Origin of the sequence: Pseudomonas sp. P135 (assembly GCF_020312125.1) — a bacterium.
GTDB classification, from domain to species: Bacteria; Pseudomonadota; Gammaproteobacteria; order Pseudomonadales; family Pseudomonadaceae; genus Aquipseudomonas; species Aquipseudomonas fragariae.
This window is the reverse complement of the sequence record NZ_JAGPYR010000014.1, coordinates 97,342-113,623: the sequence shown is the minus strand read 5'-3', so window position 1 is coordinate 113,623 and position 16,282 is coordinate 97,342. Positions and strand designations below refer to the sequence as shown.

Below are 16,282 nucleotides of genomic sequence, written 5' to 3'. Positions count from 1 at the left end.
TTTAATATGGCTTTCGTCAAACGCCAAGCCAGCTTTAACCATGGAGCTATCCAATGGCCGATTTATTTGAGTCCACCAAGCCCGAGCAGCTCACTCGTTTTCTGGGGAAGCATTTCATCTATACCTACGAAAACGGTTGGCAGTATGAAATGTACCTGAAGAATGCTCGCACCATCGATTACCGTATCCACAGCGGCATGGTCGGTGGGCGATGGGTTCGTGATCAGCTAGCTCATATCGTTCGGCTCAGCGACGATGTGTGCAAAATTTCCTGGGATGAGCCTACTGGAACAACGGTAAGCGTCGCGATCAATTTCGCGGAGAAGCATTTGCACGGCATCATCTTTTTCCCGCGTTGGATAGGCTTGGATCCAGTTAAAACCGTCTGTTATCAGAACGCAAACCTTGATTTGATGCATCAATATCGCGATGCGGGACCCACCTATCCCAAACTGGTAATCGACGAATTCGCTCCAGTTACGTTTATCGAGGACCGCGGTCAGGATAATGAAAGCGTGATCGCCTGCGCGCCGTCAGATTTGCCAGATGGTTACGCTCAGCGGCGGAACTGAGAAGGAGTGAGTATGTTAATGGATCCTCAGCTGGAGAAGGTGTTGGCCGCTATGGCGAAGTCTGGTGGCCCTTCGCTTGATAATATGAGCCCTCAGCAGATGCGGCCCTTTTATGACGCGATTGGCGAAAAATTGGGGGGTAAGGGCCGCCCGATGGCGGAAGTGAATGATCTATCTGTTCCGGGTCCAGCCGGAGAAATACCTATTCGTGTATACAGGCCGTTAGGAGTGGATAGCGATCCTCAAAGCGGATTGATCTACCTTCATGGCGGCGGTTGGGTCATCGGCAGCCTTGACACCCATGACAAGGTTTGTCGCCGGCTTGCCGACACGTGTGGCTGTATTGTGGTAGCCGTAGATTATCGGCTTGCGCCGGAGCATCCTTTCCCGGCTGGCCCTCAAGACGCAATTGCTGCCAGTCGTTGGATACTTGATAACGCCGAAAAATTGGGACTTGACAGTAGTAGTATCGGTATTATCGGAGACAGCGCCGGGGGTGGCCTGTCTGCAGTGGCGTGCCTCGCCCATCGAGAAGTACCAGGCCCCCAATTACGTTGCCAAGTGCTCATCTATCCTGGCGTCGACAATAGTTTGGAAGGCGAGCAACGCTTATCTCGAATCGAACAAGCTGAAACTCCACCTCTGGGGGGACGGGCAATGAGGACAATGGTCTCCAGCTACCTACCTGACCCAAGCGCTTGCCTTGATTGGCGAGCTTCCCCGCTTCTTGCCTCAGATCATTCCAATCTACCACCTGCGCTAATAATCACCGGAGGTTTTGACCCCCTACGAGACGAAGACTTTGCCTATGCAAATCGTTTGGCCACGTCCGGTGTGGAGGTGCTGCACCGCCATTACCCAGGGCAAGTGCACGGCTTCATCGAAATGGGGGGTGTCCTCGATGTGGTTGAAGACGCCATGCAGACTATCGCATTCTGGTTTTCACGATGCTTGGGTCCACATATGAATCCTCGAGTTTGATATCTCTAATTGAGTTAGGGATGCTCAGATCTACTTCCCGTGCGTCAGCGGCAAGTACATAGGGCATATATGTTCCTACTCGTCGTCTGACTCAATTCCTCGTCAGTTCTGTAGCGTAGTGGATTATCACTGTTCTGGATGAAATTTCTCAAGCTGAGCAACGCTCAAGCAGAATTCTCTGCCTTCGATTTTTGCAGCAAAGTTCCCAGGGGCCCATGTAGGAGCAGTGTGTCCAACCCCTCCACGTCATTCAATGCTTTGATGATGTGGAGGTACTCGTAGTGGAAACCAAATTGCTCCGATTAAATCTGGTCTTTACCACTGCTTGTGTGGGTAGCTCATGGCTCCTTTCCGAGCTCAGTCTCGCACGAGCTTCAGCAAGCCGCCGTCATACCAGGAAAGAGCTAACGACCCGTTTTTGGCTAGAAAAAATACCGGAGTTTCTTTATCGAAAGGACCCCAGCTTCCAGATTTGCATTCAACGCTATAGCGTACGGCTTTTTCGATGCCAAGCTTACGAAGTTGCGGCTCCGGTTCTGTTCCACTCATCGCCGGAAGCTTATGAAAAATCGGCGCCTTGCACACATCTTCCGTCAAGTCTGTTGACGCCTTCCATGCAAGCTGGTCGTGATTGAAACTGAGATGTCGCCCCATAAAGCTGGGATCATCATCTGCCAGTGCCTGCACGCCAGAGCCTGATATCGCTACGCCTGTAACATGCCAACTGCCGTAAAGTGCGCTTTCCCCAGACTGATCGTGCTTTGGAGCATCCATATTCGCTGCGCATCCTGTCAGCGACAACATAATCAGAAAGGATGAACTGAAAGAAAGTCGGGATTTCATGAACGGGTTCCTTGGTTTTGGCGGATGCGGATATCGAATCCTTTTGCTGGGCTACTCCGACATAGACGTCAGAGCTTGGGGTGCCTTTGAGCGGATTCTACGTGACGATTTTCCTAAATTCCGGCATGAGCGGCTGCTTGGTTAGGACAGACCCAGACCAACCCAGTAACCAAACTTCGGGCACTGGTGGACTGAGATCTGGAGATGGCCGCCGAGCTGGAGCGCGCCGGTAAATTCGAGCGGGCCCGCATTCATTTAATGCGCGCCAAGCTGCTAGAGCCCGCCGCAGTCTCGGCTGCTTGATAAACGGCCACCACGCATGCAGCATCCAGGCCGTTTCTACCACGCGACGGTAAAACATTGACCTCTGGAAGTCGGAGATTATGGTCCACCTGACGTCTCTGGACTTCCCCGCTCACTACGACGGATCGAGCACTTGTCGCTTATTACCAGTATAAGAAATACGTTATCGTTAGTCTCCCTCGCAGAGGCGGCTTGTAGCTATGTTTGATCCGATCCGGTATTTCCTTCAACGTAGAGCGGCTGATCGCTTGACAAAACGTCTGTCGACAATCTCGGTGCGCACTCACCACAGCGCCGCGTCGCAACGCGGTGAGTTTCCCTTTCCAGGGACTCAGACCTACCTGGTGGCCGAGCGAGACAATCAACGACTTGGCCATGTCGATTACTCAGTCAATGCGTTGCGCGATCGGATGTATATCAACAAGGTCGAGGTCGTGCATCAGCGCCAAGGTGTAGGCTTGGGGCTGCTCTGGCACCTTTGGCAGATCCATCGACTCCCGATCGTGCCGCTGACCGAATACGAGCTGTCCTACGGCTTTTGGGATAAGGCGCGTTCGCGGTTCGGCGCTGCGGGTGCGCAACTGCTCGATCAGCTCGCCAGCCTTCAAGATCTGAATGAAGAGGCGTTGCGCTGGCAGCATCTAGTGCGGGAATCAGAGGTTGAAACCTCAATCCGCAAGTATTGGGAATGGGTGGCCAGCGAGTACGCAGCAGGTCGACCTGCAGGGCCGGGTATTCCATGAGGGACCTTACGCACACTGCCGGCGCCGGTGGCTCCGATGCGCTCGTCGTCTCCATACCTTGCAACCCCCCACTAAATCCCCTGACGCTCAGACAACAGCCGCTCATAAGTCAGACGGCTGAAGACGCCTCAAAGGGCCAGAAACAGGTGCAGCAGGCCGTGACGGCCATCAACACTGTAACCGTTGAAATTACAGACTCCACCCAGCGCGTGGAGGCCTTCGCTGGACAGATTCATGACATCACCAAGGCTCTGGAGGTCATTCGTGGCATTGCCGAGCAGACCAACCTGCTAGCCCTGAACGCTGCGATCGCGGCCGCTAGGACAGGTGAGCAAGGCCGAGATTTTGCAGTTGTGGCCGATGAAGTTCGCGCGTTGGCTCATCGTACCCAATCTTCAACAGGTGAAATTGAAGCCATGATCGATCGGATTCGTAACGGAGTCGACGAAGCGGTGCATGCCATGTAGGACTATCGTGCAAAGCACCCAGGCGTTAGCGACGGAAGCAGGGCTAGCTCTTGAACGGATCAGCGAAGGCGTTAACCAGATCAACGAGCGCAACTTGGTGATTGTCAGCGCTGCTGAGGAACAGGCTCAGGTAGCCTGTGAAGTAGACCGCAACCTAGTGAACATCCAAGATCTGTCATGCGCGACGTAAGTTCTTTGAACTGCACTCTACGAATAAAAGCACGCTTGCGGAGCAAGCCCTGCGTTATATCCAGTTGCTGTACGAAATCGAAAGCGAAGTTCGCGATCTGGAGCCGGATTTACGGCGCCGAATACGGCAAGAAAAAGCTGTACCGGTGATGAACATGCTGCACGCTTGGATGATCGCCCAGAGTGACCTGGTGCCCGAAGGCTCGGCCATCAGCAGAGCGCTCGATTACAGCCTCAAACGCTGGGCAGCGCTGTCGCGCTACCTCGATGACGGGGCTGTACCCATAGACAACAACTGGGCAGAGAACCAGATCCGACCATGGGCTCTTGGACGCAAGAACTGGCTCTTTGCGGGGTCGTTACGCAGCGGCAAACGGGCGGCAGCGATCATGAGTTTGATCCAGTCTGCGCGCCTGAATGGTCATGATCCGTATGCATATCTGAAGGATGTTCTCACACGCCTGCCGACGCAGCGGGCGAGTGAAATCGATCAGTTGCTGCCGCATAAGTGGCAACCGATTTAATCACGCAAGGCGTGATGGCCAGACGCATACGTTTGCGACGGAGTTAAGACTCAGGCACCTCGTACAAAGAAATTACGCAACTTGCATCGGTTCGCGAAAGATTGAGCACTTCATCACTTTGGTGCTGAAGGACCCGGTTTAGGAGGGGGGCACAACCCCACAGTAGATGAACCTATACGAAAATTGATGGGCGAGACATGATAAAAGCCTGTGCCAGCGGTGTACTTAAATAAGTACTTAAAGCCGTTGCTGGAGATAGATTCAGTAAAACTCAGAAAACGAAAAAAGCGGCACAAGGCCGCTTTTTCCGTGGCTTCCAGGCGTTCAGTAGGCCTTAGTGGAAGCAAATATGGCGCAGCGGACGAGATCATAATTTGTTCTCCAGCTGTCTGAAAAGCTTAGATTTCAAAGCGTAGTCTTTTGCTGATGTACTTAACTATGTACTCATTTCTTGCCGCTGTGAAGCGGCCTAGTACGTCAGTGCGAAAAGCCCAGGAAGGCCAACGTCTCCGGTTTGCGTAGCCCCCGCTTCCTACGATTTCCCGCAGCGAAACGACCAAACTCGATCAGCCGAATCTTCGAGGCATTGAGGTATAGACCGAGCTTGGCCAAGCGCTCCTGCAGTCGCACCGGAAACTGCTAAGCCTGCCATTGCGTCCTGAAACCCACCAGCCTGTCATCCGCGTAGCCCTCCTCACCTGGCAGTCCACGCAGCAGGCGTGGTCAATAGAATAAGTCAGGGTTGATTGATAGTTGTTTCTACCCAAAGCACATCCAAGGGCTAAAAGCGCCCCATTGAATATTTGCACCAAGAGCGCATTCCTCAATCCCTTGGTGTTGATCCTATGGCTTCAAGGATTGGTTTCAGGCTTGGTGAATGCGGTCTGTTTCAAGCTCGACGCAAAAGCGTATGGGGAGCACAACCGAATGCCTTGCGAAACGCATGGCTGAAATGGGAAAAATCAGAGAAACCGAAATCTAGTGCCGCCTGGGAAATACTACGCACCTGACCTCGCTCCAGGGCATCCCGACTGGCAAGCAGCCTTTCCTTCCAGATCTCCGCGACCGGAGATTTCTGATACCTGGCGAAAGCGCGCGTGACGGTCCGAGTAGAGACATGATGGGCTTGAGCAATGCGCTCAAGCGATAGGTCCGGCTCGGTCAGATACTGATGGATATAATTCATGATCCGCCCATACAGATCCAGCTCTTCGTGCGTGTTCTTCAAGTCCTGGAGTTCCAGGCTAATCACTAGCAGCTCGAGCAGCATGTTGGAGTAACGGCTGGATATTCCCGTATCTTGGAGGCTAGAAGTGGGACTCGCTGCTTGACGTAACATCTCCCGTAACGGGGTAACCCCTGGGCGACGATCATCGAGGACCACCGCGGTGCACTCTGCTATATTGGGCAATTGCTGGCTAAGCAACTGCCGGGGAATGCGCACCAGGTGGTTTTCGGCCCCCCCCAGACTGAAACGGAATGCCTGAGATGCGTCATAAAGAAACAAACTGTCCCCCACCAGCTTTGCCTTACGCTCTCCCTGTTCCAGTTCACCATAACCACGCCGAGTGAAACCCAGCCACAGATCATCGTTGGGATCATTGCGCAGGTGCTGGGCGGACCTCTCCCAATAGTGCAGGGGGGCGGACAACGTGCAGATGTCCAACGCCCCCATGCTGTGAACCTCCAGTGCACCATCAAAATCACTTTGCGCCAACGATTTGCTGTCTGCCTCCAGACAGTGATGACAGACCACTTCTTTCCAGTACTCAAAACGACGTGGCGCGGTGACCGCTAGGGTCGAGTACTGACTGGTCTGGCTCATCGCTTTCACCTCGCTGCGGTTAAACAAAACGGCGGTAGTACCGGTTGCCAGCAAGCTCAGCAATAAGCAGGCCATCCTTCTCCTCACTTGCGAATGTGGGTGTACAGACCACTGGCCAACACCTTACACGCCCGAGCTAGAGGGCTGTTTAGGGAGATCCTCCTAATACGCCAAAGCGATCCCGGTGCCATATCTTGAGACAAACAGGCTCCTCGTCGCAGCATCCCGCACCATAACTGCACATCAGAGTTCCCAGCCCTTTTTGTGGCTGTCCTTCCTAACCAAACGGTTGTCCATTCGAGCCAAGCGCATCTCATCGCCCCTAGATAACTTTTACTCCACACCGTGTTCCTCCAAACGCAAATGATGAGGTGGCCCATGCATCCACAAGAACAGCAACGACTGTCCGACTCATTCTGGTATTTGCAGCGGTGGGACATAGCACCTGAAGAGTTTGCCACTTACCTACTGGAGCTCGGGGCGCTGGTGCTGCAACGCCAAAAGATTTGTTCCAGCAAAAAACGACAACACCCACTGGGATGTTGAACCACTAACCGTCCGCCTGAGACGGCAATAACGGAGCCCCCATGGAATCTGCAATCGATAAACACCTCAAATGTCCCCGGACACTGTCCCGCCGGGTTCACGACGACTACCAGCCCCCCTTCCCGATGTTTGTCGGCCGCGCTGACGAAAGCGTTCAGCAAGTCGTGATGGCCTACCTCGGCGTGCAATTTCGCGAAGAACAGCGCACCGCCGCTCTAGAGACCATGCGCCACATTGTGTCCAGCTTCGCCCTCGCCAATGGCCCGGGGAACCACGACATGACCTACCACCTCGACAATCAGGGCTACGGAAATTTCATCGTCGTTGGCTACTGGCGTGATCCAGTTGCCTATTGCCAGTGGCTACGCTCGCCGCCGGTGGCCGACTGGTGGAGTGATGACGCGCGCCTGAACGAGGGACTGGGGTATTTCCGCGAGGTCATCGCACCGCGCGCCGAGCAGTTCGAGACGCTGTATGCCTTCAAGGAAGATTTGCCTGGCATCGGCGCCGTCATGGACGGCATCAGCGGCGAAATCGAGGAGCACGGCTACTGGGGCTCTGCACGCGACCGCTTTGCGGTCTCACAGACCGACTGGATGCAGCCGACCAGCGAATTACAAGTGCTTTCCGGCGACCCCGCCAAGGGCGGCAGGGTCGTGGTGCGTGGTCACGACAATCTGACGCTGATCCGCTCCGGACAAGACTGGGTCGAAGCTGGCGAGGAAGAACGCGCGCTGTATTTCAACGAGATGCTGCCGCCACTGCAGGACGGCATGGACTTCCTGCGCGACGAGGGGCAAGCACTGGGTTGCTACAGCAACCGCTTCGTCCGCAACATCGACCTAGACGGCAATTTGCTCGACATCGCCTATGACATCGGTCACTGGCGTTCACTCGACAAACTGGAGCGGTGGGCCGAATCCCACCCCACTCACCTACGTATTTTCACCACGTTCTTCCGCGTGATCGGAGGCCTTTCGAAGCTGCGATTGTACCACGAGGTATCGGTATCGGATGGCAGCCAGCAGTTGTTCGAGTACCTCAACTGCCATCCGCAGACTGGAATGCTGCGCGACGCGGTGCCTTAGTAACTGACACCCGACACGACCAGGAATACCGGGTCGGCCTTGATGCAGATTCCGCCCTGACACCGAGCTCTTCCCGAACAGTTTTGGTCCCTCTCCTCCAGCGCATGGGGTTGGGGACCCTTTTTGCCAGGAATTCGATCATGAAGCTGAACCACTCATTACTCGTACTGGGCATGTTGCCCTTTTTCAAAACCCAGGCCATCGAAGTGGCTCCGGGCGATTTCGAGCCGTTGCCGGCCGGCGCCAATGCCCTGCTGCTCTACTATCAACATGCCGATCGCTCGGACCAATACCAGAATGGCCACAAGGTTTCCGACAATGCCAAGCTCAGTTCGGACATAGGCATCCTGCGTTACGTCCGCGCTATTGGTCTTTCGGAGAACCTCTCCTGGGAACCCCAGTTTCTGGTGCCCTTCGGTCAGATGAACGCCTCGGGCGATATTGGCGCCCTTGGAGACACTCGCGGCATTGGCGACCCGATCATCTCTGCACCGCTAAAGTGGACATTACCCACCGCCAACAAAGATGTTTTTGCACTGGCCCCTTACTTGTATATTCCAGTGGGCAGCTACGACAAAAACGACGCCCTGAATCTCGGAGAGAACCGCTGGCGTGCCACGTTACAGGCTGCCTACATCCACCATTTCTCCCAGAAATGGGCGCTGGACACCGTGGCTGAGGCGTCTTGGGTATCAGCCAATAATGACTACGGATCGACCAGCGTAAAACTCGAAGAAGACACTCGCTACGAGTACCAGTCTGCGGTGCGCTACGCCTGGACACCGAGCACCACCTTCGCAGTCGGCGCTGGATACATCAGCGGTTCCGCGACCACCGTGGACGGCATTGATCAGCACAACGGCGTTTCCACTTCTTATGCTCGTTTCACCGTGACGCACTTTATTGGGCCAACACTGCAAATCCAAGCCCAGATCGGCAAGGACATAGAGGTCGAGCAAGGGTTCAAGGAAGATGCGCGCCTCAACCTGCGGCTCCTGAAAGTGTTCTGAGCGTAATAGGCATAACGGGCGTCCTGTTCAGCCAAGCGGGAGAGCGCAGGCGGATCTACCTTGGATCCGTCAGCAAGAGGATCTACTTGTATCCCGACGCGCCGAACACAGTATTGAACTAAAACATCCGATATCGGGCTGTCCTGCTCAACCAAGCACCTGTCCTGCCCAACCAAGCAGCAGTCAAGGCTCCAGCTTACTTTAGTTGCTCGACCCCAATTACCGCGTTGCCGTCGCCGAACCATTAATTTGCGCGGCAACCACCAAAAAAATCTTACAACCCATTTCCAAAGCGCCTTGTATAGGGGCTGTTTGGACTAATGACAGGATCCCACTATGGCAATTGTTCGCCCCACCCTTGATCAACTTCTGGACATCGCCGGTCGGCTGAATATAGAGTTGACTCCAGAACAAGCCGGTGAATATCTGGCACTCATGCAGTCAAGTTTTGAGGCGTACGACCTGGTCGACGAGTTACCCGATTTTACCCCTCCAGTGCGCTACGAGCGCGGTCCTGTTCATCGCCCTTCAAGCACGGAAAACCCGCTAAACGCCTGGTACTACAAGACCGAGGTGATGGGGGCCAGTTCAGGCAAGTTGGTCGGCAAGACCGTCGCGCTCAAAGACAATATCTCTCTAGCCGGTGTCCCCATGATGAACGGCGCCGCGCCACTGGAGGGTTTCGTACCCTCGTTTGACGCCACCGTGGTGACGCGCTTGCTGGACGCCGGAGCAACTATCCTTGGTAAAGCCACCTGTGAACACTACTGCCTCTCCGGTGGTAGCCATACCTCAGACCCAGCTCCCGTGCACCACCCTTTGCGCCATGGTTTCGCAACGGGCGGTTCGTCCTCCGGCAGCGCGGCGCTGGTGGCCACAGGCGAGGTTGATCTGGCCATTGGCGGTGACCAGGGTGGCTCTGCCCGTATTCCTGCAGCGTGGTGCGGCATTTATGGCATGAAGCCCACCTGGGGTTTAGTGCCTTACACCGGTGTCATGGCGATTGAAGCCACTTTCGATCACGTCGGCCCCATGACAAGCAACGTACGCGATAACGCACTCATGCTCGAAGTCATGGCCGGAGCGGATGGACTCGATCCACGCCAGGCTGCGCCTAAAGTCGACGGCTATAGTGACTATCTGGAGCGAGGCGTAAGCGGACTCAAGATCGGGATCCTGCTGGAAGGCTTTCAACTCGCCAACCAGGACCCACGCGTCGCAGAGAAAGTACGCGGCGCCATCGCAAAATTCAAGGCATTGGGCGCCGTCGTGGAGGAAGTATCCGTTCCCGAACACAACCTGGCGGGATCGCTGTGGAGCCCTATCGGTTGCGAAGGCCTGACAATGCAGATGATGCACGGCAATGGCGCAGGCTTTAACTGGAAGGGGCTGTACGACGTTAGGCTACTGGACAAACAGGCCGGCTGGCGCAATCAGGCGAATGCATTGTCCCCGTCGCTCAAGCTCTGCATGTTCGTCGGCCAGTTTGGTCTGGAGCGTTACAACGGCCGTTACTACGCCAAGGCGCAGAACATCGCACGCGTTGCCCGAGCCGGTTATGACAAGGCGCTGGACACCTACGACCTGCTGGTCATGCCGACGGTACCGATCATCGCCCAGCCGCTGCCTGAACCGGGTTGCTCGATCACCGAGAACGTCTCCCGGGCGCTGGAGATGCTCGGCAACACTGCCGCTCAAGACATTACGGGTCACCCGGCCATGTCGATCCCTTGTGGCCTGGTGAACGGGCTGCCAGTGGGTCTGATGTTGGTCGGCAAGCATTATGCCGAAGGCACCCTCTATCAAGCGGCAGCCGCATTCGAGGCTTCTGTCGATTGGCAGACGCTGTAAGCCTGCTCCACCGCAGACTCACAAAACGTCGCGCGTCGAAAGTTTGCTGTTTATCCGTATAGGCAGATGAGGAAACAACCGATGAGTACACCTTTATCCCAAGTATCCATTTCGACGCGTGGCGAACGGATCTTCACCAGTGAGTAATGCTGGTGGCGATTTCATCAACTTCTCAGGGGGCAAAGACATGAGCCACACACACGAACATCATCACGATCACACTGAGCCTCCGGAGGCCATCGAGCTGCGCGTCAAGGCGCTCGAATCCCTGCTGACGGAAAAGGGGTTGGTCGACTCCATGGCCATGGACGCGCTGGTGGACACCTACCAACACAAGGTCGGCCCGCGCAACGGCGCCCAAGTGATAGCGAAGGCCTGGTTCGATCCCGTGTACAAACATCGGCTGCTGGAAGGTGGCACCGCAGCCATCGCCGAGTTGGGCTTTTCCGGTGTTCAGGGCGAAGACATGGTGGTAGTGGAAAACAGCCAGGCCGTGCACAACGTGACGGTGTGCACATTGTGCTCCTGCTACCCCTGGCCGACCCTGGGTCTGCCACCAGCCTGGTACAAGTCTGCGCCTTATCGCTCACGAATAGTCATCGACCCGCGCAGCGTGCTGGCCGAGTTCGGTCTGACGATTCCCGATGACAAGGAAGTTCGCGTCTGGGACAGCAGCGCTGAGCTGCGCTATCTGGTACTACCGGAACGTCCGGCGGGCACTGACGGCTGGAGCGAGGAGCAACTGATCGAACTCGTGACTCGCGACTCCATGATCGGTACCGGCCTGCCTAAGAAGCCGGATGACGTGGTCTGAATCTGAGAAGGAGAAACCCTATGAACGGTATACACGACCTGGGCGGTATGCATGGCTTCGGCCCAGTGCTCACGGAAGAGCACGAACCCATCTTCCATCATGACTGGGAGCGTAGAGTTTTTCCGCTCTTCGCCTCACTCTTCGTCGGCGGGTACTTCAACGTCGACGAATTCCGCCACGCCATCGAACGCATGGAACCGGCCGAATACCTGCAGGCGAGCTACTACGAGCACTGGCTGCACGCCTTTGAGACCCTGCTGACGGAAAAAGGCGTCATTAGCGCCGCCGAACTGCAGGGCACGGCCAAACCGAGCCCACCGACACAGCCTGTCACGGTGTTAACACCGGACATCGTCGAGGCCGTAGTGCTCGGCGGCGCCTCCTCGCGGGCAAAAGAAGATATCCCCGGTCAGTTCCGAGTCGGTGACCGGGTGCGGACGAAGAACCTAAATCCTACCAACCACACCCGACTGCCACGCTACGCGCGCGGTAAGGTTGGCACAATCGTGATTGCACATGGAGCGTTCGCCACCCCGGACACGATGGCCCACGGGTTGGGCGAGCAGCCGCAGCAGGTCTATGCAGTGAGCTTCAGCGCTGAAGAACTGTGGGGAGTCGCGCGGCCGGACAGTGTGTGCATTGACCTCTGGGACACCTACCTGGAGGCCGTATGAACACGAGCATGCACCACGACTACAAAACCGTCGGTCTCCCTCTCGACGATAAAGGCCCGGCATTCGACAAGCCTTGGCAGGCCCAGGCTTTTTCCCTGCTGGTGCACTTGCACCAAGCCGGCCTGTTCCCCTGGAAGGACTGGGTGCAGGTGTTCAGCGAAGAGATCAAGGCTGCACCGGCGCAACCCGGAGAAAGCGTCAATGACGCCTACTACCGGCAATGGATCACGGCGATGGAAAGAATGGTCACCACACTCGGCCTGGCCGGTATGGAAGACATCGCACAGCGGGTCGAGGAATGGCGGCAGGCTTACCTAAATACCCCCCATGGACAACCGGTGGCACTGGTCAATGCAAGCTGCCCGCCGGCCCACGGGCACACCCACGAGCATCTGCCGCATCGCGAGCCCGTAGCGATCAGTCGAGCCGCCTGCTGAGGTCGAAGCAATTTCTTTGTTGTCTCTATTTTTCCCCTAACAAGCCGCCGAGGCGGCCAAGGAGTCATCGTCATGCATATCGAACCTGGTCTGGTGGAAGCCGGAAAACTCTGGCTGAGCTATGTTACCGCCGCAAGCGTCGGCACCTACACCATCAAACTCGCCGCGGACGCCATTGGCGAACGAGGTGCCGTCTCGCTGGTAGCTCGCACCACCGCCGCCACGTCGCTGGTGTTTGGCTTCTTTCAGCTACTACCGCACCAACCGGTCGGCGTTTCCGAGGTGCATCTCATAATCGGCTCGACGCTGTTCCTGTTGTTCGGCGGCGCGCCCGCGGCGGCAGGTCTCGCTCTGGGCCTGCTGATCCAGGGTTTGTTCTTCGCTCAATTCGACCTTCCGCAGTACGGCATGAACGTCACCACCCTTTTGGTACCGCTGTTGGCAGTTGCTGCCCTAGCGCGGCGTATCATTGCGCCAGATACGCCCTATGTGGACCTGAGCTATCGCCAGGCACTAGGCCTGTCCACTGTTTTCCAGTCAGGCATCGTCGCTTGGGTTGCCTTCTGGGCCTTCTACGGGAAGGGCTTCACGGCAGAGAACGCACTTTCAGTCCTTACCTTCGGCAGCGCCTACATGACCGTTGTCATCCTCGAACCGCTGCTGGATCTGGCCGTGCTCGCTGGCGCGAAAGCAGCACGCCGCCTGCGTGGCAGCGCGCTGGTCGAACGCCGTCTGTACCAGGTCGCCTGAGACGGCACGAGCCGGTCTAGGTTCAGGTGTCCCCGGGGCAAGCGAAGGTCGTAATGCCTCGGGCGACACATTGCAAGAATCGACCGAAACCTCGCAAGCAGAACTGGAGGTAGTTGATGATGGTCATCAGAAATGGCACCCGTACCGGCGGTGGTGTGTTTGGCGGACGCTTACCTTTCGGCGCTTAGCGCCGACGGCTATTAGCTGAGTAATTGCTCGCAACAAGTCCTGCGAATCATCACTAGGGCCTAGGAGCCCCAGCGTCGCTTTTACCGTGCAGGGTGGCCAAAATAAAGACATCTTCAGGCCGACAGCGCCTTCATTAAACCGCTGATACCGAGAATTTTCATGACCCGCTTCAGGTTGTAGGCGAGGACGTTCAAGCTCATCTCGGCACTTACTCCGTTCAGCTTTCGTGTCAGGAAATGCGTGGCGACCATCCATTGTTTGAGTGTCCCGAAGGGATGCTCAACCTTTCGTTTTCGGATCCGCATCATTTCCGGCGCGTTGCTCAGCCTATTCTGCATTTCCTCCAGTACGGCTTCATGCTCCCAGCGCCGAACCCGCCGTTCCGTGCTCGGTGTGCACTGCGGTTTCATTACGCAGCCCCGGCTTTTCGAACTCCAGTAACGGTGCAACGTCAGGCCTTTTTCAACGTTGGTATAGCGCCAGATCAGTGTTTCTCCAGCCGGGCAAATGTATTCGTTTTTTGCCGCGTCATAGATGAAGGCATCGTTATTAAAGCGCCCGTCTGCCTTGGCTCCAGAGGTCATCGGCTTGGGCACCTAGGCAGTGATTCCTGCATCGTGACAAGCCAAGATTTCTTCGCTTTTGAAGTAACCTCGGTCAGCCACTACCGACAGCGTCTCTGACGCCATCGCCTCGCGGGCCTGCTTGGCCATCGAGCTGAGTTGATCGCGGTCGTAACCGACGTTGGTCACCTCATGCGCAACGATCAAATGGTGCTGGGTATCGACCGCTGTCTGCACGTTGTAACCGACGATGCCCGTGCCGCGAGTCATCATGGAGCGGGCGTCTGGATCGGTCAGTGAAACCTGTTTATCCGACGATTCGTTGAGCTGAGTTTCAATGACCCGTAACTCTTTCATCTGAGCTTTGAGCTTGTCGATTTTCTCTTGCAGACGAGCAGCCTTGGGCTGAGCAATCGAGGGTTCTTGCCGATCGGCTTCGTCGAGCGCAGTCAGGTACCGATTGATACTCGATTCAATTTCTTCCATCCGCCGCTTCAGCTTGGCGCTGGTGAAATTGCGGTCGCGGTTGTTGACGGCCTTGAATTTACTGCCGTCAATGGCAACCAGATTTTCTCCGAACAGTCCCAACTGCTGGCACAGCACCACGAATTGGCGGCAGACGCCTCGGATGGCCTTGCTGTTGTCTTTTCGGAAGTTGGCGATGGTCTTGAAATCGGGCATCAAACGCCCTGTCAGCCACATCAACTCGACGTTGCGTTGGGCTTCTCGTTCAAGACGCCGGCTCGATTGAATGCGGTTGAGATAGCCGTATATGTAGATATTCGGCAAGATTGCGGGGTGGTAAGCAGGTCGGCCGGTATCGGCTGGAATGACGCCTTCAAAACGTAGATTGACCAGGTCGAGTTCGTCGACGAAAACGTCCACTACTCCCACCGGATTTGTGTCACTGACGTAGTCGTCAAGGATTTCGGGAAGCAAATTGCTTTGTCCGCGATGCTCACCCTGAATGAAACGTTTCATGGGCAATCCTGCGTTAACACTTTGGGCAATCATAGCAACGTTAGCCGGGTCTTCACGTACTCTGACGTAAGCACGATATGCTACTGAATTTGAAGTTGAAGGGCTTACCCATGGATGTAATTTCAGCGCACCGATTTTGTAAAAATCACCGAGCCCAAATTGAAGCAAGTGATCGTTGTGGCTGTTTTTACTGCTTAAGTGTGTTTTCGTCCGCAGAAATCACAGAGTGGGTCGATCTGGATACCACCGTTTTGTGTCCGAAGTGTGGGATTGACTCGGTCATCGGCTCAGCATCCAGCGCGCCGGTTAACCCAGAGTTTCTTTCGAAAATGAACGAGCACTGGTTTTAGACGATCCCATCATTCGATGGTTTTCGGTCTGTCGGGAATCTACACAGAACGTGGTTTGACCCAGCGCCTTACGATGCTGCTGATCGAATACGTTTTTACACACTCTGGACCGAAAGCTGTCGGTCGCCAACGACAGCAATCGGTCAAAACTGACAGTCGTGTCCGCAGTGTGACGAGCTAGCCCCAGTTGAGGCGGTGGGCACTCGATGCTTGGGGTCCACACGACATCTCCTATCGGGACCGACAAAGACAATAAGAGACTTGGCAAGCGCGTCTGCATTACAAACGGGAGACCTTGTTAAAGCACTGGCCTAAAGATTTATCTCCGCAGTAAACATAGGGTGATAACCGCTGATGGCTAATTCCCGCCTGGGATCTCCAGGCTCTGCACTTTGAATAATGTCATCCATCTTGCCGGCGAATAGGACAAACGACGACTCAGGGTAATGTCGCAGAAGGCGCTTCGCTTCATTACGGTACTCCTCAGGAATGAGCGGGCTCTTTGACAACTCTCGCAAAAACGCTTCTGTTTGGATCACACTTCGGGTGCGTTCACTCGGCATACTCATTTCAGCCACCCCT

General features: G+C 55.7%; 14 protein-coding genes and 2 pseudogenes. 12 read left to right on the top strand and 4 right to left on the bottom strand.

Annotated features, from left to right (window positions below):
• Window positions 1-53: 53 nt before the first annotated feature.
• Entirely contained in the window at window positions 54-572 is a 519-nt protein-coding gene (locus KBY08_RS19525) for a phenolic acid decarboxylase (RefSeq protein ID WP_046236265.1), read from the top strand.
• A gap of 12 nt (window positions 573-584) precedes the next feature.
• Window positions 585-1,553, top strand: a complete 969-nt coding sequence (locus tag KBY08_RS19520) for an alpha/beta hydrolase (protein WP_050594029.1) — start codon at window positions 585-587, stop codon at window positions 1,551-1,553.
• 357 nt (window positions 1,554-1,910) lie between these two features.
• On the opposite strand, the gene KBY08_RS19515 is transcribed toward KBY08_RS19520, so the two are convergent.
• A complete protein-coding gene (locus tag KBY08_RS19515) occupies window positions 1,911-2,396 on the bottom strand; it encodes a hypothetical protein (protein WP_024642038.1) in 486 nt (161 codons plus the stop codon).
• Between the two features lie 503 nt (window positions 2,397-2,899).
• Here KBY08_RS19515 and KBY08_RS19510 point away from each other — a divergent pair.
• The 3 genes and pseudogenes from KBY08_RS19510 to tnpC form a co-directional block, all read left to right on the top strand.
• Complete coding sequence (locus tag KBY08_RS19510; protein WP_024642037.1) at window positions 2,900-3,442, top strand: hypothetical protein; 543 nt, start codon at window positions 2,900-2,902, stop codon at window positions 3,440-3,442.
• A complete protein-coding gene (locus KBY08_RS26550) occupies window positions 3,388-3,909 on the top strand; it encodes a methyl-accepting chemotaxis protein (RefSeq protein WP_371834315.1) in 522 nt (173 codons plus the stop codon). The genes KBY08_RS19510 and KBY08_RS26550 overlap by 55 nt, the downstream gene beginning before the upstream one ends.
• Window positions 3,910-4,079: 170 nt before the next feature.
• Window positions 4,080-4,622, top strand: a pseudogene (gene tnpC, locus KBY08_RS19500) (IS66 family transposase); the annotation flags it as partial.
• A gap of 889 nt (window positions 4,623-5,511) precedes the next feature.
• On the opposite strand, the gene KBY08_RS19495 reads toward tnpC, so the two are convergent.
• A complete protein-coding gene (locus tag KBY08_RS19495; protein ID WP_024642033.1) occupies window positions 5,512-6,447 on the bottom strand; it encodes a helix-turn-helix domain-containing protein in 936 nt (311 codons plus the stop codon).
• Between the two features lie 587 nt (window positions 6,448-7,034).
• Between KBY08_RS19495 and KBY08_RS19490 the strand changes: the two genes are divergently transcribed.
• The 7 genes from KBY08_RS19490 to KBY08_RS19460 all read left to right on the top strand — a co-directional run bounded on the left by KBY08_RS19490 (window position 7,035) and on the right by KBY08_RS19460 (window position 13,617).
• On the top strand, window positions 7,035-8,081 hold the full coding sequence (locus KBY08_RS19490; RefSeq protein WP_024642032.1) for a phenylacetaldoxime dehydratase family protein: 1,047 nt from the start codon (window positions 7,035-7,037) through the stop codon (window positions 8,079-8,081).
• A gap of 140 nt (window positions 8,082-8,221) precedes the next feature.
• Window positions 8,222-9,091, top strand: a complete 870-nt coding sequence (locus KBY08_RS19485; protein WP_024642031.1) for a transporter — start codon at window positions 8,222-8,224, stop codon at window positions 9,089-9,091.
• A 336-nt stretch (window positions 9,092-9,427) separates the two neighbouring features.
• Complete coding sequence (locus KBY08_RS19480) at window positions 9,428-10,942, top strand: amidase (RefSeq protein ID WP_024642030.1); 1,515 nt, start codon at window positions 9,428-9,430, stop codon at window positions 10,940-10,942.
• 187 nt (window positions 10,943-11,129) lie between these two features.
• Complete coding sequence (gene nthA / locus KBY08_RS19475) at window positions 11,130-11,756, top strand: nitrile hydratase subunit alpha (protein WP_024642029.1); 627 nt, start codon at window positions 11,130-11,132, stop codon at window positions 11,754-11,756.
• A 20-nt stretch (window positions 11,757-11,776) separates the two neighbouring features.
• On the top strand, window positions 11,777-12,430 hold the full coding sequence (nthB, locus tag KBY08_RS19470; protein WP_060406555.1) for a nitrile hydratase subunit beta: 654 nt from the start codon (window positions 11,777-11,779) through the stop codon (window positions 12,428-12,430).
• Entirely contained in the window at window positions 12,427-12,867 is a 441-nt protein-coding gene (locus tag KBY08_RS19465; RefSeq protein ID WP_024642027.1) for a nitrile hydratase accessory protein, read from the top strand. Before nthB ends, KBY08_RS19465 begins: the two co-directional genes overlap by 4 nt.
• Before the next feature lie 72 nt (window positions 12,868-12,939).
• The gene (locus KBY08_RS19460; protein WP_024642026.1) at window positions 12,940-13,617 is read left to right on the top strand and encodes an energy-coupling factor ABC transporter permease; all 678 of its coding nucleotides are present in this window, start codon (window positions 12,940-12,942) and stop codon (window positions 13,615-13,617) included.
• Window positions 13,618-13,919: 302 nt separating this feature from the next.
• Here KBY08_RS19460 and KBY08_RS19455 read toward each other — a convergent pair.
• A pseudogene (locus KBY08_RS19455) lies at window positions 13,920-15,350 on the bottom strand (IS1182 family transposase).
• A gap of 661 nt (window positions 15,351-16,011) precedes the next feature.
• Window positions 16,012-16,263, bottom strand: a complete 252-nt coding sequence (locus KBY08_RS26545) for a BPSL0761 family protein (protein ID WP_308507369.1) — start codon at window positions 16,261-16,263, stop codon at window positions 16,012-16,014.
• Window positions 16,264-16,282 lie beyond the last annotated feature (19 nt).